General features: G+C 63.6%; 26 protein-coding genes. 12 read left to right on the top strand and 14 right to left on the bottom strand.

The features are described 5' to 3' along the window. Window positions 1-63: 63 nt before the first annotated feature. Window positions 64-960: an NAD(P)-dependent oxidoreductase gene (locus KIP88_RS40515; RefSeq protein ID WP_214493726.1), complete on the top strand. Its 897-nt coding sequence runs from the start codon at window positions 64-66 to the stop codon at window positions 958-960. A 156-nt stretch (window positions 961-1,116) separates the two neighbouring features. On the opposite strand, the gene lysA is transcribed toward KIP88_RS40515, so the two are convergent. From lysA to argH, 3 genes are all read right to left on the bottom strand, one after another. Further along, on the bottom strand, window positions 1,117-2,382 hold the full coding sequence (lysA, locus tag KIP88_RS40510; RefSeq protein ID WP_214493725.1) for a diaminopimelate decarboxylase: 1,266 nt from the start codon (window positions 2,380-2,382) through the stop codon (window positions 1,117-1,119). A gap of 70 nt (window positions 2,383-2,452) precedes the next feature. Then, window positions 2,453-2,719, bottom strand: coding sequence for a lipoprotein (locus KIP88_RS40505; RefSeq protein ID WP_214493724.1), 267 nt, complete (start codon window positions 2,717-2,719; stop codon window positions 2,453-2,455). A 101-nt stretch (window positions 2,720-2,820) separates the two neighbouring features. Next, complete coding sequence (argH, locus tag KIP88_RS40500) at window positions 2,821-4,218, bottom strand: argininosuccinate lyase (protein WP_214493723.1); 1,398 nt, start codon at window positions 4,216-4,218, stop codon at window positions 2,821-2,823. 123 nt (window positions 4,219-4,341) lie between these two features. On the opposite strand from argH, the gene KIP88_RS40495 reads away from it, so the two are divergent. Continuing rightward, complete coding sequence (locus KIP88_RS40495; protein ID WP_374226574.1) at window positions 4,342-5,031, top strand: TlpA disulfide reductase family protein; 690 nt, start codon at window positions 4,342-4,344, stop codon at window positions 5,029-5,031. 140 nt (window positions 5,032-5,171) lie between these two features. Here KIP88_RS40495 and KIP88_RS40490 read toward each other — a convergent pair whose 3' ends face one another. From KIP88_RS40490 to KIP88_RS40465, 6 genes are all read right to left on the bottom strand, one after another. Further along, window positions 5,172-5,360 (bottom strand): putative motility protein, encoded by a 189-nt coding sequence (locus KIP88_RS40490; protein WP_028348190.1) that lies wholly within the window; start codon window positions 5,358-5,360, stop codon window positions 5,172-5,174. Between the two features lie 209 nt (window positions 5,361-5,569). After that, window positions 5,570-6,451 (bottom strand): 3-hydroxybutyryl-CoA dehydrogenase, encoded by an 882-nt coding sequence (locus tag KIP88_RS40485; RefSeq protein ID WP_214493732.1) that lies wholly within the window; start codon window positions 6,449-6,451, stop codon window positions 5,570-5,572. Window positions 6,452-6,649: 198 nt separating this feature from the next. Then, on the bottom strand, window positions 6,650-7,594 hold the full coding sequence (locus KIP88_RS40480) for an electron transfer flavoprotein subunit alpha/FixB family protein (protein ID WP_214493721.1): 945 nt from the start codon (window positions 7,592-7,594) through the stop codon (window positions 6,650-6,652). Continuing rightward, on the bottom strand, window positions 7,594-8,343 hold the full coding sequence (locus tag KIP88_RS40475; RefSeq protein ID WP_214493720.1) for an electron transfer flavoprotein subunit beta/FixA family protein: 750 nt from the start codon (window positions 8,341-8,343) through the stop codon (window positions 7,594-7,596). The genes KIP88_RS40480 and KIP88_RS40475 overlap by 1 nt, the downstream gene beginning before the upstream one ends. A gap of 137 nt (window positions 8,344-8,480) precedes the next feature. After that, window positions 8,481-9,053: a cob(I)yrinic acid a,c-diamide adenosyltransferase gene (locus tag KIP88_RS40470; RefSeq protein ID WP_214493719.1), complete on the bottom strand. Its 573-nt coding sequence runs from the start codon at window positions 9,051-9,053 to the stop codon at window positions 8,481-8,483. Window positions 9,054-9,074: 21 nt separating this feature from the next. Further along, the gene (locus KIP88_RS40465) at window positions 9,075-9,269 is read right to left on the bottom strand and encodes a twin transmembrane helix small protein (protein WP_214493718.1); all 195 of its coding nucleotides are present in this window, start codon (window positions 9,267-9,269) and stop codon (window positions 9,075-9,077) included. A 192-nt stretch (window positions 9,270-9,461) separates the two neighbouring features. Between KIP88_RS40465 and KIP88_RS40460 the strand changes: the two genes are divergently transcribed. Further along, the gene (locus KIP88_RS40460) at window positions 9,462-10,322 is read left to right on the top strand and encodes a YihY/virulence factor BrkB family protein (RefSeq protein ID WP_249791391.1); all 861 of its coding nucleotides are present in this window, start codon (window positions 9,462-9,464) and stop codon (window positions 10,320-10,322) included. Here the strand turns inward: KIP88_RS40460 and KIP88_RS40455 are convergent. Next, window positions 10,246-11,502: an ATP-binding protein gene (locus tag KIP88_RS40455; protein WP_214493716.1), complete on the bottom strand. Its 1,257-nt coding sequence runs from the start codon at window positions 11,500-11,502 to the stop codon at window positions 10,246-10,248. The two genes, KIP88_RS40460 and KIP88_RS40455, sit on opposite strands and share 77 nt — an antisense overlap. Window positions 11,503-11,566: 64 nt before the next feature. Next, window positions 11,567-12,469, bottom strand: a complete 903-nt coding sequence (gene gluQRS, locus KIP88_RS40450) for a tRNA glutamyl-Q(34) synthetase GluQRS (RefSeq protein ID WP_214493715.1) — start codon at window positions 12,467-12,469, stop codon at window positions 11,567-11,569. Window positions 12,470-12,506: 37 nt separating this feature from the next. Between gluQRS and KIP88_RS40445 the strand changes: the two genes are divergently transcribed. Then, entirely contained in the window at window positions 12,507-13,199 is a 693-nt protein-coding gene (locus tag KIP88_RS40445; protein ID WP_214493714.1) for a DNA-3-methyladenine glycosylase, read from the top strand. Here KIP88_RS40445 and KIP88_RS40440 read toward each other — a convergent pair. After that, window positions 13,156-14,043: a LysR family transcriptional regulator gene (locus KIP88_RS40440; protein WP_214493713.1), complete on the bottom strand. Its 888-nt coding sequence runs from the start codon at window positions 14,041-14,043 to the stop codon at window positions 13,156-13,158. The two genes, KIP88_RS40445 and KIP88_RS40440, sit on opposite strands and share 44 nt — an antisense overlap. A 203-nt stretch (window positions 14,044-14,246) precedes the next feature. On the opposite strand from KIP88_RS40440, the gene KIP88_RS40435 reads away from it, so the two are divergent. The 5 genes from KIP88_RS40435 to KIP88_RS40415 all read left to right on the top strand — a co-directional run bounded on the left by KIP88_RS40435 (window position 14,247) and on the right by KIP88_RS40415 (window position 21,164). Further along, on the top strand, window positions 14,247-15,221 hold the full coding sequence (locus KIP88_RS40435; RefSeq protein WP_214493712.1) for a nitronate monooxygenase family protein: 975 nt from the start codon (window positions 14,247-14,249) through the stop codon (window positions 15,219-15,221). A 44-nt stretch (window positions 15,222-15,265) separates the two neighbouring features. Further along, on the top strand, window positions 15,266-16,468 hold the full coding sequence (locus KIP88_RS40430; RefSeq protein ID WP_214493711.1) for an ABC transporter substrate-binding protein: 1,203 nt from the start codon (window positions 15,266-15,268) through the stop codon (window positions 16,466-16,468). A 17-nt stretch (window positions 16,469-16,485) separates the two neighbouring features. Further along, window positions 16,486-18,012 (top strand): acyl-CoA synthetase, encoded by a 1,527-nt coding sequence (locus KIP88_RS40425; protein ID WP_214493710.1) that lies wholly within the window; start codon window positions 16,486-16,488, stop codon window positions 18,010-18,012. A gap of 201 nt (window positions 18,013-18,213) precedes the next feature. Further along, a complete protein-coding gene (locus tag KIP88_RS40420; RefSeq protein WP_214493709.1) occupies window positions 18,214-19,305 on the top strand; it encodes a DUF2855 family protein in 1,092 nt (363 codons plus the stop codon). 98 nt (window positions 19,306-19,403) lie between these two features. After that, entirely contained in the window at window positions 19,404-21,164 is a 1,761-nt protein-coding gene (locus KIP88_RS40415) for an NAD(P)/FAD-dependent oxidoreductase (RefSeq protein WP_214493708.1), read from the top strand. Between the two features lie 15 nt (window positions 21,165-21,179). On the opposite strand, the gene KIP88_RS40410 is transcribed toward KIP88_RS40415, so the two are convergent. Both KIP88_RS40410 and KIP88_RS40405 read right to left on the bottom strand, forming a co-directional pair. After that, entirely contained in the window at window positions 21,180-21,701 is a 522-nt protein-coding gene (locus tag KIP88_RS40410) for a DUF2380 domain-containing protein (RefSeq protein ID WP_214493707.1), read from the bottom strand. 47 nt (window positions 21,702-21,748) lie between these two features. Continuing rightward, window positions 21,749-22,273 carry a DUF3280 domain-containing protein gene (locus KIP88_RS40405; RefSeq protein WP_214493706.1) on the bottom strand — a complete coding sequence of 175 codons (525 nt, stop codon included), beginning with the start codon at window positions 22,271-22,273 and terminating at the stop codon, window positions 21,749-21,751. 179 nt (window positions 22,274-22,452) lie between these two features. Between KIP88_RS40405 and KIP88_RS47165 the strand changes: the two genes are divergently transcribed. Genes KIP88_RS47165 through KIP88_RS40395 form a run of 3 tightly spaced genes read left to right on the top strand, consistent with a single transcriptional unit; the run spans window position 22,453 to window position 24,541 of the window. Further along, a complete protein-coding gene (locus KIP88_RS47165) occupies window positions 22,453-23,067 on the top strand; it encodes a hypothetical protein (protein WP_249791388.1) in 615 nt (204 codons plus the stop codon). Beyond that, on the top strand, window positions 23,004-23,843 hold the full coding sequence (locus KIP88_RS47160; RefSeq protein ID WP_308163753.1) for a histidine kinase: 840 nt from the start codon (window positions 23,004-23,006) through the stop codon (window positions 23,841-23,843). The genes KIP88_RS47165 and KIP88_RS47160 overlap by 64 nt, the downstream gene beginning before the upstream one ends. A gap of 2 nt (window positions 23,844-23,845) precedes the next feature. Next, window positions 23,846-24,541 (top strand): response regulator transcription factor, encoded by a 696-nt coding sequence (locus KIP88_RS40395; RefSeq protein ID WP_249791387.1) that lies wholly within the window; start codon window positions 23,846-23,848, stop codon window positions 24,539-24,541. Window positions 24,542-24,664: the final 123 nt, after the last annotated feature.

The raw sequence follows: 24,664 nt of genomic DNA, 5'->3' as shown, positions 1-24,664 counted from the left end.
TGGATAGATGGATTGCTTCGTCGCTTCGCTCCTCGCAATGACGGAATCAGAGGAATCACCACCATGGAAATCGGATTCATCGGCCTCGGCAAAATGGGCTTCCCAATGGCGCGTCGCCTGATCGAGGCCGGGCATCAGCTCACCGTATTCGACACGCGGAAGGAAGCCGTCGACACACTCGTCGCGCTCGGCGCGCAGGCCGCATCGTCACCCAAGGACATCGCCGACCGCTGCGAGACCGTGCTGGCAAGCCTGCCGTCGCTGCAGGCTTCGCTTGACGTTGCGACCGGCGCCGGCGGCGTGATCGAAGGCAAGCGCGTCAGACGCTTCGTCGATCTCTCCACCGTCGGCTCGCAGATGGCAGCACGGATTCACGGCCTGCTGGCTGCGAAGAACATCGTGCAGATCGACAGCCCCGTCAGCGGTGGCGTCGGTGGCGCCGAGAAGGGAACGCTGGCGGTGATGGTCTCCGGCCCGCGTGCCGACTATGAGGCGGTAAAGCCGGCGCTCGACGTGATCGGAAAAGTGTTCTTCATCGGCGAGAAACCCGGCTCGGCGCAGACCATGAAGCTTGCGAACAACTTCCTGTCGGCCACCGCGATGGTGGCAACGTCCGAAGCGGTGGTGATGGGCGTCAAGGCAGGGCTCGATCCGGCTGTCATGATCGACGTCATCAACGCCGGTTCTGGCCTCAACACCGCGAGCCGCGACAAGTTTCCGCGCGCGGTGCTGCCGCGCAGCTTCGATTTCGGCTTCGCCACCGGCTTGATGGTGAAGGACGTGCGGCTCGCGCTGGAGGAGATGAAATCGCTGGGATTGTCGATGGAAGTCGCCGAAGCGGTCGGCCGCTTATGGGAAGTCATCATCCGCGACGAGGGCGCGGAGTCGGATTTCACCGCGGCGATCAAGCCGATCGAAAAGGCGGCGGGCGTCGTGGTCGGCGGCGCGAAGGGAAAGTGATCTCTCGTCGTCCCTGCGAAAGCAGGGACCCATACTCCGCGGCCGGTGGTGTCAGGAAAGAACGATAACGAGCAGGTCGCGAAACAATTGACGCCTGTGGTTATGGGTCCCTGCTTTCGCAGGGACGACACCGCCATTGTGGCGCCATCAGCGACATCACAGCCACGGCGCCGGCCGGTCCATCGCGATCAATTCCTCGACCTCGATGCGCGGACGCACCACGGCGTACTGGTCGTCCTTGACGAGGACTTCGGGCACCAGCGCGCGCGTGTTGTAGAAGCCGGACTGCACCGCGCCATAGGCGCCGGCGGTCATGATGGCGATGAGATCGCCAGCCTTGGGCTCCGGCAGGTTGCGATCGAGGGCGAGATAGTCGCCGGTTTCGCAGACCGGACCGACCACGTCGGCCGTGATGGTTCGCGCGCCCCTGCCCGGCTCGCGCACGGGGAGGATGTCGTGATGGGCTTCGTACAGCGTGGGGCGGATCAAATCGTTCATCGCGGCGTCGATGATGACGAAGTTCTTGGCCTCGCCCGGCTTCACATAGATCACGCGGGAAACCAGAATGCCGGCATTGCCGACGATCATCCGGCCGGGCTCGAACATCAGCGTGCAGCCGAGATTATGCGTCACCCGCTTGACCATTGCGGCATAGGCCGACGGCAGCGGCGGCGCTTCCCGGTCGGCGTGATAGGGAATGCCTAACCCGCCGCCGAAATCGATATGCTCGATCTTGTGGCCGTCGGCGCGCAGCGTCTGCACGAAATCGGACAGGATCCGGAACGCGGTTTCCATCTTGGAAAGATCAGTGATCTGGCTGCCGATATGCATGTCGGTGCCGGTCACCTCGATGCCCGGCAGCTTTGCCGCGAGGGCATAGACTTCGCGGGCCCGCAGAATCGGAATGCCGAACTTGTTCTCGGATTTTCCGGTGGCGATCTTGGCGTGAGTGCCGGCATCGACGTCAGGATTGACGCGCAACGAAATCCGCGCGGTCTTGCCGGCCTCGACCGCGAGCTTCGAGAGCAATTCCAGTTCGGGCTCGGATTCGACGTTAATGCAGAGAATGTCCGCGGCCAGCGCAGCGCGCAGTTCGGGTTCGGTCTTGCCGACGCCGGAAAACAGAATCTTGTTGGGCGGAATTCCCGCCGCCAGCGCGCGCTTCAGTTCGCCGCCCGACACCACGTCGGCGCCGGCGCCGAGCTTGGCCAGCGTGCGCAGCACCGACTGGTTGGAATTGGCCTTCATGGCGTAGCAGACCAGCGTCTTCTCGCCGGCAAAGGCCTCGGTGAAGACGCGGTAATGGCGCTCCAGCGTCGCCGTCGAATAGCAATAGAACGGCGTGCCGACGGCATCCGCGAGTTCGGACAGGTTGACGGCCTCGGCGTGCAGCACGCCGTTGCGATAGTCAAAATGGTTCATGGCGCGCTCATAGCGTTTTCGAGCGAAGTGGATACCGGTTCGCGTCAAGAAAACGCGTCAAAACAAGACTCTAGTCCAGCAGCGGATCGAGAACGAATTTCTTCTTGCCGCCTTTGGGGGCGCTGGGGCCTGCCTCGGATCCGTAGGTCGAATTGAAGACGCCGGGCTGCGCGGCGCGCTCGGCCTCGGTATCCGACGTAGCCTGGGCCTGCGGCGCCGCAGCGTTCGGCGGCAGGTCGAGCCCGCCCTTGCGTCCGCAGCCGCCGAGCGCGAGCGCGGTCACGCTCAACAGGATGATGGCCCATCCCGATGATGACGGGCGGTAGTTACTGATCACGACGAAATCCCCAATGCGCGCCGCACCATACAAAGATTGCCGCAGTCTGGCGAGTGCCGATCAGCCACGGAAACCCAAGAAATTGCAGCGAAATTTTTCCCTCAGCCCAATTTTTGCTCTTTTTCCAACCGCTTCAGCCAGGCTTTGGCCTGGGAAAGCACGTTCTTCGGCGCGGTACCGCCATAGCTGGTCCGGCTCTTGACCGAGGCCTCCACTGAAAGGACGCGCAGGGCGTCCGCCGTTATCTTCGGTTCGACCTCCTGCATCGCCTGCAGCGGCAGTTCATGCAGCGCCACGCCCTGCCCCGACGCCAGGCCGACTATTCGCCCGGTGACATGGTGGGCATCGCGGAACGGCATTTTCAGCGTCCGCACCAGCCAGTCGGCCAGATCGGTGGCGGTGGCATAGCCCTCGCCGGCGGCAGCCTTCATCCGCGCCTCGTCGGGGACGAGATCGAGGACCATGCCGGTCATCGCGCGAATCGCGAGCGAGAGAGCGCCGAACGCCTCCATCGCGCCCTGCTTGTCCTCCTGCATGTCCTTTTGATAGGCGAGCGGCAGCCCCTTCATCACGATCAGGAGACCGTTGAGCGCGCCGATCACCCGGCCGGTCTTGGCGCGCACCAGTTCGGCCGCGTCCGGATTGCGCTTTTGCGGCATGATCGAGGAGCCGGTGGTGAACTTGTCTGAGAGCCGCACCAGGCCAACCAGCGGCGAGGTCCAGATCACGATCTCCTCGGCAAAGCGCGACATGTGCACGGCCGCGATCGAGGCTGCGGAGAGCGTTTCGAGCACGAAGTCGCGATCCGAGACCGCGTCCAGCGAATTGGCCATCGGCCGGTCGAAGCCGAGCGCCTTGGCGGTCGCGTGACGGTCGATCGGAAACGAGGTTCCGGCCAACGCGGCTGCGCCAAGCGGTGATTCGTTCAGCCGCTTGCGCGCATCGGCAAAGCGGCCGCGGTCGCGCGCGGCCATCTCGACATAGGCGAGCAGGTGATGCCCAAAGGTAACGGGCTGCGCGGTCTGCAGATGGGTGAAGCCCGGCATCACTGTCGCGGCATGTTCCAGCGCGCGGCTGGCCAGCGCATGCTGGAAGGCGGCCAGCGCCGCATCCGTCTCGTCGATCGTGTCGCGGACATAGAGCCGGAAATCGGTCGCCACCTGATCGTTGCGGGAGCGCGCGGTGTGCAACCGCCCGGCGGCCGGCCCGATCAGTTCGGAAAGCCGGCTCTCGACGTTCATATGGATGTCTTCGAGCGCACGCTTGAAGTCGAACGAGCCCTTGCCGATTTCTGACAAAATCGTGTCTAGACCCTTGCCGATATTTTTCGCATCACTCGCGGTGATAATGCCTTGCGCGGCCAGCATCGCAGCGTGGGCCTTGGACGCGGCGATGTCCTGGGCATACATGTGACGGTCGACGTCGATCGAGACGTTGATTTCCTCCATGATCGCATCGGGACGCTCGGTGAACCGGCCGCCCCACATCTTGTTGCTCATGACTTCTCAAGCCTTACTTCTCAAGCCTTGCCATCGATATCGTCGGCCGCGCGAAACGCGGCGCCGGTTTCGGCCGTAACTCGACCGTAATCTTGAGCCCTGCATAGCCGTAACTGATACAGGATGACAAACGATATGCCCGAAATGCCCCCATCCCGCCCGGCCACGACGCGCCGGATCCCGATCGCCATCGGTGCGGTGGCGGCTGCGGGCGTGATCGGATTGGGCGCGTTTTACGGGCTCGGCGGCTTCAAGCGCGGCACAGGCGGCGATCCCTCCTGCACGGGAGCGGTCGAACTGGCCCGGAAGATCGCGCCGCTGGCGCATGGCGAAGTGGCCGCGCTGACCATGGCGACGGCGCCCTTGCGGCTCCCCGACCTCGCCTTCGAGGACGCCGAGGGCAAGCCGAGGAAGCTATCGGAATGGCGCGGCAAGACCGTGCTGGTGAATCTATGGGCCACCTGGTGCGTGCCTTGTCGCAAGGAAATGCCGGCGCTCGACAGCCTGCAGGCCAAGCTCGGGGGCAAGGATTTCGAGGTGGTCGCCGTCAACATCGACACCCGCGATCCCGAGAAGCCGAAAAACTTCCTCAAAGAGGCCAATCTGACCCGGCTCGGCTATTTCGCCGATTCAAAAGCCAAGGTTTTTCAGGACCTTAAGGGCATAGGCAAGGCGCTGGGGATGCCGACCTCGATACTCGTGGATGGCCAGGGCTGCGAGATCGCCAACCTGGCCGGTCCCGCCGAATGGGCCAGCGAGGACGCGATCAAGCTGATCAAGGCCGCGATGCAGCCGATGAAGGCTGGGTCTTAGCCGAGAAATTGGGTGGGCAAAGCCACCGGGTCGCGCGAATGCGCGCCCGATGACAGGCTCCGCGTGCCCACCATCACCAGCGCAGCATTAAATGGTGGGCACGGCGCAAGAGCGCCTTTGCCCACCCTACAGGCCGGTTTCTATGCCGCAATATTGAGATTGCCGCCAACGCCAGGGGCGAGATTGGCCGTCGAGGGCGTGCCCAGCAGGGTCTGAACCGCGGCCTTCTCGGCATCCGCGTTCTGTTTGATGATCGAGGTCTGGATCTGCTGCTGCGTACCCGCCGCCTGCATCGCAAGCATGCTCGAAACCATAGCCATCATGTCCATACGCAGCACTCCCAAGACGTGAGGGCACCCTACCCCGGCACCGGTTAACGAATGCTTTTGAGATGGAATCTGTAGGTTGGGCAAAGCGCAGCGTGCCCACCATTTCGAGCGATATTCCGGAAGTTTATGGTGGGCACGCGGAGCCTGTCATCGGGCGCGCATTCGCGCGACCCGGTGGCTTTGCCCACCCTACGACGCCACGATGATGGTCAGCGCGTCGGAACCGGCTTGTCGCCGCGGTAGTCGTAGAAGCCACGCTGGGTCTTGCGGCCGAGCCAGCCGGCCTCGACGTATTTCACCAGCAACGGGCACGGCCGGTACTTCGAATCCGCCAGCCCCTCGTGCAGCACCTGCATGATCGAAAGACACGTATCGAGGCCGATGAAATCGGCGAGTTCGAGCGGCCCCATCGGGTGATGCGCGCCGAGCTTCATGGCGGCGTCGATCGCCTCGACGTTCCCGACGCCCTCATAGAGCGTGTAGATCGCCTCGTTGATCATCGGCAGCAGGATGCGGTTGACGATGAAGGCCGGAAAATCCTCCGATACCGCGATCTGCTTGCCGACCTTGCCGACAAATTCCTTTGCCGTTTCGAAGGTGGAATCGTCGGTGGCGATGCCGCGGATCAGTTCGACCAGTTCCATCGCCGGCACCGGATTCATGAAATGAATGCCGATGAATTTTTCCGGACGATCGGTCGAGGCGGCAAGCCGCGTGATCGAGATCGACGAGGAGTTGGTAGCGACGATCGCTTCCGGCTTCAGCACCGAGCAGAGCTCGTGAAAGATCTTGCGCTTGACCTCTTCCTTTTCGACCGCGGTCTCGATCACGAGGTCGCAATCCGCCAACCCGTCCAGCGTCTCGGCAGAGGTAATCCGGGCAAGCGCTTTTTTGCGCGCGTCCTCGGTGATAGTCTGCTTGGCAACCTGACGCGACAAATGGCCGTTGATGGTCGCCATCGCCGATTTCAGCCGTTCGTCGGAGATGTCGTTGAGCACCACGTCGAAACCGGCGAGCGCCGCCACATGCGCGATGCCGTTGCCCATCTGGCCCGAGCCGATCACGCCGACCTTGTTGATTGTCACCGCCATCTTGTCATCCACCGGAACGGCGCGCACATCGCGCCTGTTCATCTCTGAACCTCAGATACGATATAATCTGAATTGAGGTTTCAGTCCCCATCTCTGACACGTTTTCTTCACGCGAAGCCTAAAAACCTCGCTTGAAACCGCTTTTAAAGTAAACACCGGCCGTACGTTGCGCGTCCGGCCGGTGTTTAACTATTACTTCTACTTCCCGAGCTTGCCGAGCGCTTCGGTCAGTTCAGGAACCGCCTGATAGAGGTCCGCCACCAGGCCGTAATCGGCAACCTGGAAGATCGGCGCGTCTTCATCCTTGTTGATCGCAACGATCACCTTGGAATCCTTCATGCCGGCGAGATGCTGGATCGCGCCGGAGATACCGATCGCGACATATAGTTCCGGCGCGACCACCTTGCCGGTCTGGCCGACCTGCCAGTCGTTGGGCGCATAGCCGGCATCGACCGCGGCGCGCGAGGCGCCGACGCCGGCGCCGAGCTTGTCGGCGAGCGGCTCGATATATTTGGCAAAATTCTCGCGGCTCTGCATGGCGCGGCCACCGGAGACGATGATCTTTGCCGACGTCAGTTCCGGACGGTCGCTCTTGGCAACCTCCTCGCCGACGAAGCTGGAGAGGCCGGGATCAGCCGCCGCGGTAGCGTTCTCCACCGGCGCGCTGCCGCCGTCACCAGCGGCGGCAAAGGTCGAGGTCCGCACCGTGATAACCTTCTTGGCGTCCTTGGATTTCACCGTCTGGATCGCGTTGCCGGCATAGATCGGCCGCTCGAACGTATCGGGCGAAACCACCTTGATGATTTCAGACACCTGCATTACGTCGAGCAGCGCTGCGACGCGCGGCATCACGTTCTTGAAACGCGAGGTCGCGGGCGCGACGAAGGCGTCATAGGACGGCGCCAGCGACACGATCAGCGCGGCCAGCGGCTCGGCGAGGTCGTGGGCGTAGGCGGCGTTATCAGCGAGCAGCACCTTCGTGACGCCGGCGAGCTTGGAAGCGGCATCGGCCGCTGCCTTGGCGTTTTCGCCGGCGACCAGCACGTGCACGTCGGCGCCGAGCGCTGCTGCTGCCGTCAGCGCCTTGTTGGTCGCGTCCTTGATCGACGCGCTGTCGTGTTCGGCAATCAAAAGCGTCGTCATCAGAGAACCCCGGCTTCGGTCTTGAGTTTCGTGATCAGCTCGGCGACGTCCTTGACCTTGACGCCTCCCTTGCGGCCGGGCGGTTCTGATGTCTTGAGCACTTCAAGATGCGGCGTGAGATCGACGCCGTAGTCGGCCGCGCTCTTGTCGTCGATCGGCTTCTTCTTCGCCTTCATGATGTTGGGCAGCGAGGCATAGCGCGGCTCATTCAGACGCAAGTCAGTAGTTACGATCGCCGGTCCCTTCAGCTTCACGGTCTGCAGGCCGCCGTCGACCTCGCGCGTGACGTTGAAATCGCTTCCGTCAACTTCGAGCTTGGAGGCAAAGGTCGCCTGCGACCATCCGAGCAGGGCGGCCAGCATCTGGCCGGTCTGGTTCGAATCGTCGTCGATCGCCTGCTTGCCGAGAATGACGAGCCCGGGCTTTTCCGCGTCCGTCACGGCCTTGAGAATCTTCGCGACCGCCAGCGGCTCCACATTGCCTTCGGCCTTGACGAGGATGCCGCGGTCGGCCCCCATGGCGAGACCGGTCCGGATCGTCTCCGAGGCCTGCGCCGGGCCGATCGACACCACCACCACTTCGGTCGCCTTGCCGGCTTCCTTCAGGCGCAGCGCTTCCTCGACGGCGATTTCGTCGAACGGATTCATCGACATCTTGACGTTGGCCAGTTCTACGCCCGTTCCATCGCTCTTGACGCGGACCTTGACGTTGTAATCGACCACCCGCTTTACCGGCACAAGAACCTTCATCGATCCTCTTTCGCTTGAATTCTGGGTTTAATTGGCTTGCTAGCAGCTAGCTATCGGCTTGGGCGCGGAACCTAAAGGTCCCGCTATCGACGGTCAACGCGCGAAAGCCAAAAATCGGCCCCTGGATAGAGGGTATCTTACCGGTTCTGACCGGGCACCCACAACACGTCTCCGGCCCCATTATCGTTCATGGCGCGGCTGGCGACGAACAGGAAATCCGACAGGCGGTTCATATACTGAATGGCGGCCGCGCTGACAGGCTCCTCAGGGTTGGCGGCGAGTTCCACCATAATCCGTTCCGCCCGGCGGCATATGGTGCGGGCGAGATGCAGGTATGCCGCGGCGGGGGTGCCGCCGGGCAGGACGAACGAGGTCAGGGGCGCCAGATGCTCGTTCAGGCTGTCGATGTCGCGCTCGAGCCGTTCGACCTGGCTCGCCAGCATCCTTAAGCGCTCGGCCTTGCCGTCGCGCTGGGGCACCGCGAGATCGGCGCCGAGATCGAACAGGTCGTTCTGGATCCGGCCCAGCATCGCATCGAGGTCGCTGAAATCGCCGAGGTGCAGCCGCACCACGCCGATGGCGGCATTGGTCTCGTCCACGGTGCCGTAGGCGGCGATGCGCAGATCGTATTTCGGCCGGCGTTCGCCGCTGCCGAGCGCCGTGGTGCCGTCATCGCCGGTCTTGGTATAGATGCGGTTGAGTACGACCATTGGCGCGTCCCTCTTCTGATCTTATCTGCCCATGGCCCAGACTGCGACCATGGTGATGATGATGGCGACGAACTGCAGCAGCACCCGAAGCCGCATCAGGTTCTGCGAGCGGCTCGGCGGACCGCCCCGCATCATGTTGATGAGGCCGAGCAGCAGCACGATGGCCACGGCCGCGACCGCGATGGGGAGGACGATCGAACTCAAAAAGGATGCCATCGGCGCTACATAACACCGCGAAGCGCCGACTGCCACACGTTCACAACCGCTCGCACGACCGCTCGACGATCTGGCCTTTAAGCCAATAATATCAGATGCTAGCCCCAAGTTAGGACCGAAGTTTAGGACCGGACCTCCGTACCCTGATCGAGGTGAGATGTGAGGCTCATTCGCTACGTCTACCTCGTCGTGATGGAGGCGTTTTATACGTTCCTCGCCGATGACGGCTGGGCGATCGCGAGCCATATCGCGCTGTCGACGTTGATGGCGCTGTTCCCGTTCCTGATCGTGCTGACGTCGCTGGCCGGTTTTTTCGGGTCCAAGGAGCTCGCCGACCAGGCCGTAGAATTGTTGCTGCAGACCTGGCCGCAACAGGTCGCGGACACGCTGTCGGGCGAAATCCACGACGTGCTGACCACGACGCGCGGCGACATCCTGACCGTCGGCGCGCTGCTGGCGGTATACTTCGCCTCGAACGGCGTCGAGGCGGTGCGGGTCGCGCTGAACCGCGCCTATTCGGTGGTCGAACCGCGGGCGTGGTACTGGCTGCGGCTGGAATCGATCGGCTATACCCTGCTCGCCGCCTTCACCTCGCTCGCCATGGCGTTCCTGATCGTGCTCGGTCCCCTGATCCTGGAAACGGCACGCCGCCACATTCCATTCTTCGTCGAGAGCAACGAAAGAGTCTTATTTTTCGCCCGCTACGGCATCACCGTCACGGCGATGACGGTGGCGCTGTTCATCCTGCATGCCTGGCTGCCCTGCGGCCGGCGAAGTTTTCTGCAGATCCTGCCGGGCATCGTCTTTACGATGGTGGCATCCCTGATCTCGGGCATCGTCTTCGGCCAGTATCTGGCGCGCTTCGCCAGCAATTACGTGACGATGTATGCGGGGCTTGCCTCGGTCATCATCGCGCTGGTGTTCCTGTATTTCATCGCCGCGATTTTCGTCTATGGCGGCGAATTGAATGCGGCGATCATGAAGTCGCATTTGCCGAAGGGGATGTCGCTTCATGCAGCGCAGTCGCCAGGGCGCGCGGAGACACAGGCTTGACCAGAAAGATATCGGCGCCGGCGGCGCGTGATGCCGCCTCGTCCTCGCCGCGGCCGGATATGCCGATGATCGGAATGCGCCCGAGCGGCGCGGAAAGCGCGCGAATGCGCGTGATCGCTTCGATGCCGTTGATTCCCGGCAGCACCATGTCCATCAGCACCGCATCGAATGCGCCGTGCGCGATCCGTTCCGGCGCCGCCTCGCCCTGGCCGATGAACTCGGCCTGGTGACCGAGTTCGGTGAGGATCGCGTTGAGGACGACGCGGCCGAACGGATTGTCCTCGACGCTGAGCAGGCGCAACGGCCGCGGCGAACCGATCGATACCTCGCCATTGGCGCCGGATGCCGCCGTCACCGCGTCCGTCGCGCGTGACATCACGACATTGAAGGTAAAGGTGGTGCCGCCGCCACGGCGTTGCGTCGCGGTGACATCGCCGCCCATGGCGCGCGCCAGTTGCTTGACCGACGACAATCCGAGCCCGGCGCCGCCGAAGCGCGATGCAATGGAGACATTGGCCTGCGAAAACGGCCGGAACAGGCGTTTGATTTCGCTCAGCGTGAGGCCGATCCCGCTGTCGGAGACCTCGAATGCAACGGCGACCTTGCCTTTCGGGCCGCGCAGGGGCGTGACCTGGAGGGTGACACTGCCCTGTTCGGTGAATTTCACGGCATTGTCGATCAGGTTCTCCACCGCCGCGCGCAGGCGGACGGGATCGCCGATCGCAAAGCCCGGGAGGTTTTCGGAAATAACGACCGACGACTGCAGGCCCTTCGCCGCCGCACGCCCGGTCAACGAATCGCCGGCATTGCGGGCGAGCGTGCGCAGGTCGAAGAAGTCCTGCCGCACCTCGAGCCCGGGACCGCCGCTGCGCGCCGCATCGACGAACAGGGTCGCCAGGCTCGCCAGATGCTCCGCGCCCGCCTTGATGGTGTCGACCCAGCGCCGTTCGCGCTCGTCCAGTTCAGAAGTCGCCAGCAGATTGCTGATCGCCAGAATGCCTGTGAGCGGCGTGCGGACCTCGTGCGCGAACGCTGCCAGCGCGGTCTCGACCATACTGGAGGCGGCGACGGCGGATTTGCGGGTAACGCGCACTTTTGCAGCGGCGCTGGAGACGCGCTTTTTCGCTGGCCGCTTCTTTACGGGCCGTGTGATGCGCCGTGAGCGCCGCTTCGCCGCCATGGTCCCCCTTCCTCTGCCGCAACCAGCATGACACGCGATGGCGGCCGATGTCACGGAGACGTTTTCAACAACCCCCAGTAGTATTACGGGAATCGCCGGGCAAACCGACGAGGCTGCGAACATCCGCAGGCGAGGCACCTTGCCCGCGCAATTCGCGCAGGGCCGTGGCTTGCGTCGATTTCGAGAGCTTGTGTCCCGACGCATCTTCGATCAGCCGGTGATGCCGATAGACCGGTTGCGGGATACCGAGCAGTTGCTGCAGCAGCAGGTGCACGCTCGTCGACCAGAACAGGTCCCTGCCCCGCACCACTTCAGTAACGCCCTGCAACGCGTCGTCGATCACGACGGACAAATGATAGCTCGTTGGCGTCTCCTTGCGCGCCAGGACCACATCGCCCCAGGCCTCGGGTTGTGCGGCGACGACACCACTCTCACCCCCTGGACCCTCGCCAAACTCTTTCCAGCTCAGTTCCCCGGCACGCGCGAGCGCCGCCTGCATGTCAAGCCGCAGCGCGTATGGCGTGCCCTGCGCGATCAACTGTCCGCGCTGGTCCGGCGGCAGCGATTTTGCGGCGCCCGGATAGAGCGGCGCCCCGTCGGGATCGCGCGGCCACGGCGCACAGGCTTCGCGTTGCGCGACCAGACGGGCGATTTCCGCGCGGCTCTCGAAGCTCGGATAGATCAGGCCCAAGCCTGCCAATCTTTCGACCGCCTCCCGATAGCGCGCAAAATGCTCCGATTGCCGCCGCACCGGCGTTTCCCAGGATATCCCCAGCCAGGCGAGGTCTTCATAGATCGCCGCCTCGAATTCCACCCGGCATCTTGTGGCGTCGATATCCTCGATGCGCAGCAGGAACCGGCCGCCACTTTTCCGCGCCATGTCGAAGTTCAGCAACGCCGAATAGGCGTGGCCGAGATGGAGGTAGCCGTTCGGGCTTGGTGCAAATCGGAAAACGGGTGGCGGCATTGATCTCTTTCGCGGGACATGATGGTTTTAAGGGGCAATGACCATCCACCTCAACAGCCAGTCCGACCTCGAAGACGCCGTCCACGCACTGGTCAAGCAGGACCCAAGGCTCAATCCGATCCTCGAGCTGACGGGCATGCCGGCGCTGCGGCAGCGCGAGCCTGGGTTTGCCGGGTTGGCGGCGATCGTCTGCGGCCAGCAATTGTCCACCGCGAGCGCCGGAGCGATCTGGGCGCGGCTGGCCGCCGCGTTCGATCCGTTCGACCATGAGGTCATCGGCAAGGCCCGCGCCGACCGCCTCGGCCGGCTCGGCCTGTCGGCGGCCAAGATCAAGACGCTGAAAAACATCGCCCGCGAACTCGCCGCCGAACGGCTGAACCTCGAGGTGCTCGCCGAAGAGGACGCCGACGCGGCGCATCATACGCTGACGGCGCTGCACGGCATCGGCCCGTGGACCGCCGATGTCTATCTGCTGTTCTGTCTCGGCCATGGCGATGCCTGGCCGGCGGGCGATATTGCCATACAGGAAGCGATCAAGATCGGCCTCGGCCTGCAGACGCGCCCGACCGCCAAGCAGATGGCGCCGCTGGCGGAGCCATGGCGCCCGCTGCGCGGCGCAGCGGCGCATCTGTGGTGGAGCTATTATCGCATCCTGAAGAAGCGCGAAGGCGTGCTTGCGGACAAACTCACCCCCGCAACTTCACCCGGTCCTCGCGCGCGGAAGCCGTGACGAAATCGATCACGGCGCGCACCGCCGGAAGTTCGACCAGATCGGGATGCGCCAGCAGCCAGAGATCGGCCACGCTGGCGAGTTTGTGCGGCGCGACGCGGACGAGATCCGGATAGGCGGCCGCGACAAAACAGGACAGCGTCGAAATCCCGAGGCCCGCGCGCGCCGCGGCGAGCATGTCGCCCTGCGACGAGCATCGCATCACCATCGAGCCCTGCCGCGTGATCGCGTCGCTCCAGCGCGCCAACCGCTCGTTCGACAATCGGTCGGCAAAGCCGATGACGCTGTGGTCCTTCCATTCGTCGCGCCGTTCAGGGAGCCGCCGCCGCGCGGCATAGTCGCGCGAGGCGTAGAAGCCGGTGCCGAGGCGGCCGATCTTGCGGCCGATCAAATTCTCTTCGCCGCTGTCCACCGGACGCAGCACGACATCGGCCTCGCGGCGGCGCACGCTGGCAGGATAGGGATGGGTGATGATTTCGAGCTGGATATGGTTATGCGCGCGCAGGAACGGACCTAGCTTCGGCATCAGCCAGTGCGAGGCGAGCGTCGAACCAATCGACAGCTTGACGACGCCGCGCGCCTGCGCCCCCGTCGCCGACACCGCGGCTTCCGCACGCAGTGCCGCCGCCGCCATGGCCTCGACATGCTCACGAAACTTGCGGCCCTGCGCGGTCAGCGCAAGACCTTCATTGGAGCGTGCGAACAGGGGAATGCCGAGCTGGCCTTCCAGCTCGGCGATCTTGCGGCCGACCGTCGGATGGCTGGAGCGCAACCGCCGCGCGGCGGCGGCAAAGCTGCGGGTCTCGGCCACCGCGACGAAGGTCTTGCACAGGTCCCAGTCCATTAGCTCCCCACGAGGCCGCGGCCACCCGTTCATTCCTGATTGATCACCTGTTCAATATTGAACGGCTGGAGCGTGCCGTCCAGCCCTATAATGGATGGCAACAAGCGCAGGCCAGCGGCTCCGCCCGGGCCTGATGCGCTCAAATCAACATCAATGGATGCGCGCCTCGCCTGGCAGGCCTTGCGCGACAAAGGAGGAACCGAATGCCGTTGCCCGCGTCGCTTGCCAATTCGCTCGAACTGCCGGTCGTCGGCTCGCCGCTGTTCATCGTGTCCGGACCGGAACTCGTGATCGCCCAGTGCAAGGCCGGCATCGTCGGCTCGTTCCCCGCGCTGAACGCCCGCCCCGTGGAAAAACTCGACGAATGGCTGAGCCGAATCGAGAACGAACTCGGCGAATACAAGGCGCTGCATCCGGAGAAGAAGGTCGCGCCTTACGCCGTCAACCAGATCTGCCACGCTTCCAACGACCGGCTGATGAAGGACATGGAGACCTGTGTGAAGCACAAGGTGCCCATCATCATCACCTCGCTGCGCCCGCCGATCGAAATCGTCGAGGCCGCGCATTCCTATGGCGGCGTGGTTTTCCATGACGTGATCAACGTCAAGCATGCGCGCAAAGCCGCCGACCACGGCGTCGACGGCCTCATTCTGGTTTGCGCCGGCGCCGGCGGCCATGCCGGCACGCTGTCGCCGTTCGCGCTGCTGCGCGAGGTGAAGCAATGGTTCAAGGGCACCGTCCTGTTGTCGGGCGCGATCTCCGATGGCTGGGGCATCGCGTCGGCGCTCGCGCTCGGCGCCGACATGGCCTACATGGGCACGCGCTTTATCGCCACCGCGGAAGCCAATGCCGATCCGGCCTACAAGGCCGCGCTGGTCGAGCACGCGGCCCACGACATCGTCTACTCGAACCTGTTCACCGGCGTTCACGGCAATTATCTCGGGCCCTCGATCGTGGCCGCGGGCCTTGATCCCGACAATCTGCCACTCAGCGACAAGTCGAAGATGAATTTCGGCTCCGGCGGCAACACCAAGGCGAAGGCATGGCGCGACATCTGGGGCTCGGGCCAGGGCATCGGCCAGATCGCGGACGCGCCGCCGGTCGCCGAACTGGTGGAGCGGCTGAAGGTCGAGTTCACCGACGCCAGCGGTGACTTTCTCAACCGAGCGCGCGCCTAAGACACGCCGGTTCCAACAGCCAATCAAATGAAACAGGGAGTGAAATGATGAGAGCCGTTACGATATGCTGCGCCGGGCTGCTGGCGCTTGCGGGCAGCACGGCCCGCGCCGAAAACGGCGTCACCGCCGACGAAATCCTGATCGGCCAGACCATGCCCTACAGCGGTCCGCTGTCGGGCTATTCCGGACTCGGCAAGGTCGCGCAGGCTTATTTCGAGAAGGTGAACGCGGAAGGCGGCATTGCCGGCCGCAAGCTCAAGCTGCACAGTCTCGACGACGCCTATTCGCCGCCCAAGACCGTCGAGCAGACGCGCCGGCTGGTCGAGCAGGACGAGGTGCTGCTGGTCTTCGGGTCACTCGGCACGGCGACCAACAGCGCGGTCCACCGTTACCTGAACGGCAAGAAGGTGCCGCATCTCTTCATCACCACCGGCGCCAGCAAATGGGCCGATCCGAAGCATTTTCCGTGGACGATGGGCGGGATGGCCTCGTACCATTCCGAAGGCGTCATCTATGCCAAGCACGTGCTGCGCACAAAGCCTGACGCCAGAATCGCGATCCTGTCGCAGAACGACGATTTCGGCCGTGACTATGTCACCGCGTTCAAGCGCGGCCTCGGCGACAAGGCGCCCAGCATGATCGTGGCCGAGGCGGTTTACGAGACCACCCAGCCAACGATCGATTCACAGCTCGCCACGCTGAAGGCTTCCGGCGCCAACGTGTTCTTTGGCGTCGCCATCGGCAAGTTCGGCTCGCAGATGATCCGCCGCAGCGCCGAGATGGGCTTCAAGCCGGACCTGTTCCTGGTGCCCACTTCAGTGACCTCGATCGCGACGATCCTGACGCCCGCAGGGCTGGAAAACGCGACCGGATTGGTCTCCGCGGCCTATTTGAAGAACATCAACGATCCGCAATGGGCCGATGATGCCGACGTGAAGGAATATTTCGGCTTCATGAAGAAGTATATGCCTGCGGCCGATCCGCACGACACCACCTACGCCAGCGGCTATACCAGCCTGGTGTTGCTGGCGCACGTGCTGCGCGCGTGCGGCGACGATCTGAGCCGTGCTAACGTGCTGAAGAAGGCAACCTCGCTGAACAAGGTATCGCTGCCGCTGCTGCTGCCCGGCATCACCGTGTCCACCGGTCCCGACGACTACTTGCTGTTTCAGCAGCTCAGGATGCAGCGCTTCGATGGCAAGAGCTGGGTCGGCTTTGGCGAGTTGATCGAAGATCAAGAACCGTAGGAACTGGAGTGCCTGTCATGATCGTCGGCGGCGAACGCCAAATCAGCTATCCCGAGATCCACGCTCGCATTGCGCGGGCGGCGACGGGCTTTAAGACATTCGGCGTCAGTGGCGGAACGCCGGTCGGCATGATGCTACGCAACGACTTTGCGTTCTTCGAAGTGTCGGCCGCCGCCGCGGCGCTGGGCAGCCCGGTGGTGCCGATCAACTGGCATCTGAAGGCCGAGGAAGTGGCCTACATCCTGGCCGACAGCGGCGCCAAAATCCTGGTCTGCCATGCTGATCTGCTGCCGCAGATCAGGGATGGCCTGCCCGCCGACGTGCGGCTCCTGGTGGTGGCGACGCCGCCGGAGATCGCGGCTGCGTTCAATGTTGCGCCATCGCTGACGCAAGTCCCCGAAGGCATGACCGACTGGGACCGTTGGCGCGACACGCATGCGCCGTTGCAGGATGCCCCGGTCGGCAGCGCGCCGATGTTCTATACGTCGGGCACCACCGGTCTGCCCAAGGGCGTGCGCCGCAAGCCGATGACGCCGGAACAGGCCACGGCCTCCGCGCGGGTCGGCGGCATCGCCTATGGCGTCAAGCCGAACGAGGACCAGGTCATCCTGATGAACGGGCCGATGTACCATTCGGCGCCGAATTCTTACGGCATGCTGGCGTTCCGCAGCGGCTGCACAATCGTGCTCGAACCGCGCTTCGATCCCGAAGACATGCTGCAACTGATCGAGCGTCATCGCATCACCCATCAGCACGTGGTGCCGACGATGTTCGTCCGCCTGCTGCGGCTGCCGGATGAGATCAAGCGTCGTTATGATCTGTCGTCGCTGCGCTTCATCGTCCACGGCGCGGCGCCCTGCCCGCCGCAGGTCAAGCGCGCCATGATCGAATGGTGGGGTCCGGTCATCAACGAATATTTCGGCTCGACCGAAACCGGCATTCCGGTGTGGCATTCCGCTGAAGAGGCACTGGCGAAACCCGGCACCGTCGGCCGCGCGATCGAGGGCGGTGTCGTCAAGATTTTCCGCCCGGACGGCGAATTATGTGCCGTCAACGAGCCCGGCGAAATCTTCATGCGGCAGATGTCGGTGCCGGATTTCGACTATCACGGCAAGGCCGAGGCGCGCGCCGAAGCCGGCCGCGACGGCCTCGTCAGCGTCGGCGACGTCGGCTACCTCGACGAGGACGGCTACCTGTTCCTGTGCGACCGCAAGCGCGACATGGTGATCTCCGGCGGAGTCAACATCTATCCCGCCGAGATCGAGAACGCGCTGATCGGCATGGACGGCGTGCGCGACTGCGCGGTGTTCGGCGTCCCCGACGACGAATTCGGCGAGCGGCTGTTCGCCTGCATCGAGCCGGAAGCCAATGCCGCGCTGTCACCGGCCGCCGTGCAGGAATTTTTGCGCGGACGCCTCGCCAACTTCAAGGTGCCAAAGGACATCCAGTTCATGGACGCGATGCCCCGCGAAGCCACCGGCAAGATCTTCAAGCGCAAGCTGCGCGATCTGCATGCCGAGGGCAGACTGCGCGCGATGGCGTGACGGGTGACCTTCCGCACCCTCCACGTCATTGCGAGGAGCGCAGCGACGAAGCAATCCATCTATCCCCGTGCGGAGAGATGGATTGCTTCGCTTCGCTCGCAATGACGGACAATCGAACACTGTTTTAAACGTAATTGCTGTTGCAAAAGGGTCATCAGACGGCGCAAAGATCGCTGCATGTGAGAAGCAGGGATCGAACCAATGCCGTCCACTGATTTCGTCGTCGCCCGCAACGATCTGCAGCAATGCAAGGTGATCGAAACGCAACTGCCCGATGCGGCTGCGCTGCCTGATGAAGCGCTGCTGGTGAAGGTCACGCGCTTCGCCTTCACTGCCAACAACATCACCTATGCCGTGCTCGGCGATCACCTGAAGTATTGGCAACTATTTCCGGCGCCTGAAGGTTTCGGCAACGTTCCCGTGTGGGGATTTGGCGAGGTGGTAGCCTCGAAGCATCCCGGGATTGCCGCAGGAGAAACCCTGTTCGGCTATTTCCCGATGGCGACGCATCTCGTCATCGAGGCCGCCGATGTCTCCAAGACCAGCCTGCGCGATGCCGCGGCGCACCGGCAGGGGGTGTCCCCGGTCTATAACGCCTACAGGCGGGTCAGCGGCGATCCGGCGTTTGCGGGCAAGCAGGGCGACTATCAGGCGCTGCTGCGGCCGTTATTCGCGCTGTCGTTCATGGTCGATGACTTTCTCGCCGAGAACGAATTCTTTGGCGCAAAGCGCGTGCTGCTGTCCTCGGCTTCCAGCAAGACCGCCTACGGCCTTGCGCATCTCGTGCACGCGCGTGGCATCAGGACGATCGGCCTGACGTCGGCCGGCAACGTCGACTTCGTCAACTCGCTCGGCTGCTATGATGAGGTCGTGACTTATGACGACGTAACGTCGCTGCCGGCGGACCAGCCCGTGGCCTATGCCGACATGGCCGGCAACAGCCCGCTACGCTCGGCGCTGCACCAGTATTTCGGGGAGCAGATGAAATATAGTGGGATCATCGGGCTCACCCATCGCAAGTCATCGCCCGGTGAACCGGCGCAGGCGCTGCCGGGCGCCATACCGCAATTTTTCTTCGCCCCCGATCACATCCGCAAGCGCTCCAAGGAATGGGGACCGGGCGGCTTCGACACGCGGTACGGCGCCGCATGGGCCGGCTTCGTCCCGAAGCTGGATCACTGGATGAAGGTCAGCGAGCACCGTGGCCCTGCGGCGGTTCAGCACGCCTATCTCGACACCCTCAACGGCCGCGTGCCGCCGGATCAGGCGCTGATACTTTCCTTATCGGAATAGGCGGCATCTCCTCACGCCCTTTCTGCGCCGTCCCGAATGGGTATAGGCTTCGCGACAAGGGAAACGCCGCGAAGACGGCTCGTGATGGGAAATGCCCAATGCTCGACAGGACGGACGACAGTTCGGTAGCCGCCGACAATTGGCTTGCGCAGTTCGAGGAAGCGCTCGAAAAACCCGATGAAGCCCTGCTGAAGACGTTGTTCCATCCCGACAGCTATTGGCGGGACGTGCTGGCGCTGAGCTGGAACATCCAGACCCTGAACGGCAGAGACGCCATCCTGAAAGCGCTGCCGCCGCTGGCCCGCTATGCATCGCCGAGCGGCTTCGCCATCGCGCCCGATCGTGCGGCGCCGCGCAAGGTGATGCGCGCCGGCACCAACGCGATCGAGGCCATTTTCAAATTCGAGACCAAGGTCGGGCGCGGCAGCGGCATCATCCGCCTGATATCAGATGCGAACGACGGCAACCGCCTGAAAGCCTGGACGCTGCTGACCGAGCTTGGTGAGCTCAAGGGTTTCGAGGAGCAACTCGGCGTCAACCGCCCGCGCGGCAATGCTTACTCGCGCGATTTTCGCGGCCCCAACTGGCTCGACCTGCGCAAGGCCTCCGCTGAATATGCCGACCACGATCCCACCGTCCTCGTCATCGGCGGCGGCCAATCCGGGCTCTCCATCGCCGCGCGCCTGAAGCAGTTGAACGTCGATACGCTGATCGTCGATCGCGAAAAGCGCATCGGCGACAACTGGCGCAAGCGCTACCATGCGCTGACGCTGCATAATCAAGTGCAGGTCAACCACCTGCCCTACCTGCATTTCCCGCCGAACTGGCCGACCTATATCCCCAAGGACAAGCTCGCCAACTGGTTCGAAGCCTATGTCGAAGCCATGGAGCTGAACTTCTGGACCGAGACGGAGTTCGAAGGCGGCAGTTACGACGATAAGGAAAGCCGCTGGACGGTGACGCTGCTTTGCGCCGACGGCTCCAAGCGCACCATGCATCCGCGCCATGTCGTGCTGGCGACCGGCGTCAGCGGCATTCCGAGCGTGCCTGACATCGCCGGCCTCAAGGACTTTGCCGGCAAGGTGATGCATTCCAGCCAGTATGACGACGGCGAGAACTGGAAGGGCAAGCCCGCCATCGTGATCGGCACCGGCAACAGCGGGCACGACATCGCGCAGGACCTGCATTCCAGTGGCGCAAACGTCACGCTGTTCCAGCGCTCGTCCACGCTGATCGTCAGCATCGAGCCGTCGGCGCAACTGGTGTACGCGCCATACAATGAGGGCACGCTGGAGGATAACGACCTGATCGCGACCTCGATGCCGCTGAAGCTGGCGCGCAAGAGCCATGCGCTGACGGCGGAAAAATCCAAGGCGCTCGACAAGGAATTGCTCGACGGCCTCGAACGTGTCGGCTTCAAGCTCGATTTCGGCGAAGACAATACCGGCTGGCAGTTCAAATATCTCACCCGCGGCGGCGGCTATTATTTCAATGTCGGCTGTTCCGATCTCATCGTGAAGGGCGATATCGCGCTCAGGCAGTTCGTCGATCTCGACACGTTCACGGCCGATGGCGCGAGGATGAAAAGCGGCGAGACCATTGCCGCGGACCTTGTCGTACTGGCGACCGGCTACAAGCGTCAGGAAGAGCTGGTGCGCAAGCTGTTCGGCGAGACGGTCGAAAAGCGCGTCGGCACGATCTGGGGATTCGGCGAGGAGCAGGAACTGCGCAACATGTACACCCGCACCGGCCAGCCCGGCCTCTGGTTGATCGCCGGCGGCCTCGCGCAATGCCGCATCGGCTCAAAGCACCTCGCGCTGCAGATCAAGGCGATCGAGGAGGGGCTGCTGCCGCGCTGACGCCAGCGCTGCCGCTCACCATTCGCCGTGATCGAGGATTTGCCGGGCAAGGAAGGATTCCGCCCGGCGCCAGGCCTCATCGTTGTCGCCGCGGAAGCTGATATAGCGACCGAACACGATTTTCCGCGCTTTCACGTCGATGACGTCGAATTTCGCCTGCTGTATCAGCGTGCTCATCTTGTGAAAGCGGCCAATCAATAGATGGGTGGCGCCGGCCTCCTTCGCCTTGCCCAGCAGTTGACCGTCACTGATGTCGCCCACCGAGCAGGCGTTTGGTGGACATTCAAGCGCTGCATTCGCTATCTTTCCGCTCGCTACCAGATCGCTGCGCAACGCGGCTTCGAACTCACGCAGCCGCCGGCGATGGTCGGCGCTTTGATCGATCACCTCACCCGAGGTGTCGACATAGTAGATTTCAGCGACGGCGAGCACGAGCGTCGTCGCCTGCGCCCGACCTTGCCGGACAGAGCAGGCGCAGACAACAGCGGCGGCGATCAAAGCGAGGCTCAACATCCGTAGTTTCATCAGCTTTTCCATCGCAAATGGTTCCCTGTCATTGCGTAACGTGGGTTTCGTTCCGGCAATTATTTCGCCTGCTCCAGCAGACGGTTCTCGATCAGCCACCGCGCCCCGCGGCTCCAGGCCACATTGGCGCCCATGCGCAGGTCGGTCTGCTTGACATCCACGAGCGCCCCGGACTGGGCATTGCGAATCCTGTAAGTCACGGCGTATTCCGTCCGGGTGATTCGGGTGACGATTCCAATCATCGACTGATCGGCGCCAAGGCCCGCAGCGATCTTGGCGTCGCAGCCCGCGCACTCCCGCAACTTGCCTGCCTTCGCCGCCTCTTCGTTCACGGCGCTGACGTCGACCAGTTGATAGCGCCCCGATGCCGCGATCAGCCGACGCGCTTCCTCCGTCGAAAACCGCAATTGCTCGCGGTCGATGTCGTCAGGAGCTACGTAGGCGGCCCCGGCGCTGAAATCCTCCAGTTCGAACGGAAACACGGCGATCTTGACCGGAGGCGACGCGGCCGTCTCGGCAGCCCCAGCCGCCGCGAGCGCTGCAAGCATGATGGCCGGCGCGAGGACAAGGGCGATGTGGCGCATGGATCACCTCGGAACTGCTGCCTTACTTCGCCGCGATACCGCCCGATCCATAGCCCTGCCGAAATGGCAGCTTTCCCTGGATCAGCCGGGCGAAATGCCCGATCTTATCCCGCCCCGCTTTCTTCCCAACTAAATTTGCCGCAATATTCGAAGCCATCGGGAGGACGCTGGGAGGAAGCTTGCGACAGGCATCCAACTCCGTGGCGAGCCGCCCGCCCGCCATCGATCTGAAGCTGCGGCTGGCGCTACGCGTCGCGGCGCTCGCAGCCGTTTGCTTCGTCGCCGTCGCGGCCTACGCCTTGTTTGACAGCGACCGCGTCGCCAGGGCCAAAGCGAGCCGCATTGCCGAGATCGTGGCGCGGGATCTCTCGTTGCAGCAATCGCAGGCGCAATGGCTCTCCGTGTCCATCACCGCAACGCCGGATTTGCAGAGGATCGCGGCGCTGATGGACCCGGGGCTCTGCATCGCCTACCGCGACAACGCCGGCACGTTTCGCCAGGGCGTCTGCAGCGGGGCGCCCGCCGACGAAATGGCCGCCCCCGAAATCTTCGCAGTCCTCTACCGCGCCATCTTTCGTCCGGGTCAACCGATCTCGATGCCGGTCCTCGTGGCGGGCAGTGCCCGCGGCATGGCAGTCGCGAACCTTCGACCCCGCCACGCAGATCGGCCAGAGCTGGCGCGAGGCGAGCCGGCTGCTCTCCATCATGGCTTTCGCGCTGGCAGGGCTTTGTGTTGCGGTCTATGCCGTGCTGGCGCGCGCTGCGGCCGACGCGGGCCATTGGCGCCGGACTGAACCAGCTTGCGGCGAACGATCTTTCCGCGCGCCTGCCCCGTTTCGATCTCGCGGAATTATCCGTCATCTCCGGCGTCTTCAACACCCTTGCAGAACGGCTGCAGACTACCCTCGCCGAACGCAATACCTTGACGCGAAAGCTGATCGAAGTGCAGGACGAGGAGCGGCGCCATCTTGCGCGCGAGTTGCACGACGAATTCGGTCAGTCGCTTTCCGCCATCGCGGCGCAGGCCGCCGCGGCCGCCCATACCGCGGAGCGCGAATGCCCGCCGCTCTACGAGGAATGCCGGGGCATCTCGCGCACCACGGCGCATATGATGAAAACCCTGCGCGGCGCGCTGGTGCGCCTGCGTCCGCCCGATGTCGAGGAACTTGACCTTACCCTCAGCCTCGAAAGCCTGGTTGCGAGCTGGAGTGGTTTTGAGAAGGGCCGCACCCGTTTTGAGATCGCCGTCACTGGCGAGGCCGACGATTTGCCGCCCGGCGTGAGTGCCAGTCTTTATCGGATCGCGCAGGAGGCGATCACCAATGCGGCAAAGCACGCGCACGCCAGGCACGTGCAGCTTCGTCTCGAGGCCGGAGACGCCTACATCATCTTGTGCGTCGAGGACGACGGCGAAGCTGATGGCGCCAGCCTCACGCCGAAAGCCGGCATGGGACTGCTCGGCATGCAGGAGCGCGTGGTTTCGCTCGGAGGGACCCTGCAGTTCGAACGGCGGGAGGCGGGCGGCGCCCGGCTTGTCGCGCGCATTCCCACCATGCGGGTGGAGCCCTAGACATGACAGCCTCAGACTTGGCAGCCTCAAACTTGGCGAACACCACAGGCCGCACGCGCGTCATGCTGGCGGACGACCGTGCGATCGTGCGCGAGGGCTATCGCTCGCTGTTGCAGAAGCAGGATCGCCTTCAAGTCGTCGCGGAAGCGGACAACGGGGCCGACGCCTATCGCGTCTACAAGGAAGCCAGGCCCGATCTCGTCATCATGGACCTGTCGATGCCGGGCATTGGCGGGGTCGAGGCCATCAGGCGCATCCGGCAATGGGACAAATCCGCGCGCATCCTCGTATTCACGATGCACCAGAGCGCCGCCTATGCGGTGCAGGCGATCAAGGCCGGCGCACGCGGCTTTGTCACCAAAAGCAACCCGCCCGAAGCGCTGCTGCGCGCGATCGCCGAGGTCATGGCCGGGCGCATCGCGCTCAGCCCTGACATCGACCACGAACTCGCCATCAACAGCCTCGCCGACGAACCTTCGGCGATCGACGCGCTGAGCCCGCGGGAATTCGAAATCCTGCGCATGCTGCTGGCGGAGAAATCCGTGGACGACATCGCAAACACGCTGCATATCAGCGTCAAGACCGCGGCCAACACCCGCTATCAGATCCGCGCCAAGCTCGGCGTCGGATCCGACATCGAACTGGTGCGCCTGGCGCTTCGCCAGCGGATCATCGCGGCGGAGGATATGGGGAGCTAGTAAGGCGCGTACTCATAAATCGGGACAGTCAAAAATCGGGACAGTCGGCTCAAGCACCGTTGATGTCCGCTTGTCCCCCAGAAGCGACGCAAATGCAGACAAGCCGGAACGTCCGCGAAGGGC

Origin of the sequence: Bradyrhizobium sp. SRL28, assembly GCF_018596315.1 — a bacterium.
Taxonomy (GTDB): Bacteria; Pseudomonadota; Alphaproteobacteria; order Rhizobiales; family Xanthobacteraceae; genus Bradyrhizobium.
Note: the sequence above shows the minus strand (reverse complement) of the source record. Positions and strands in the feature narration are given on the sequence as shown.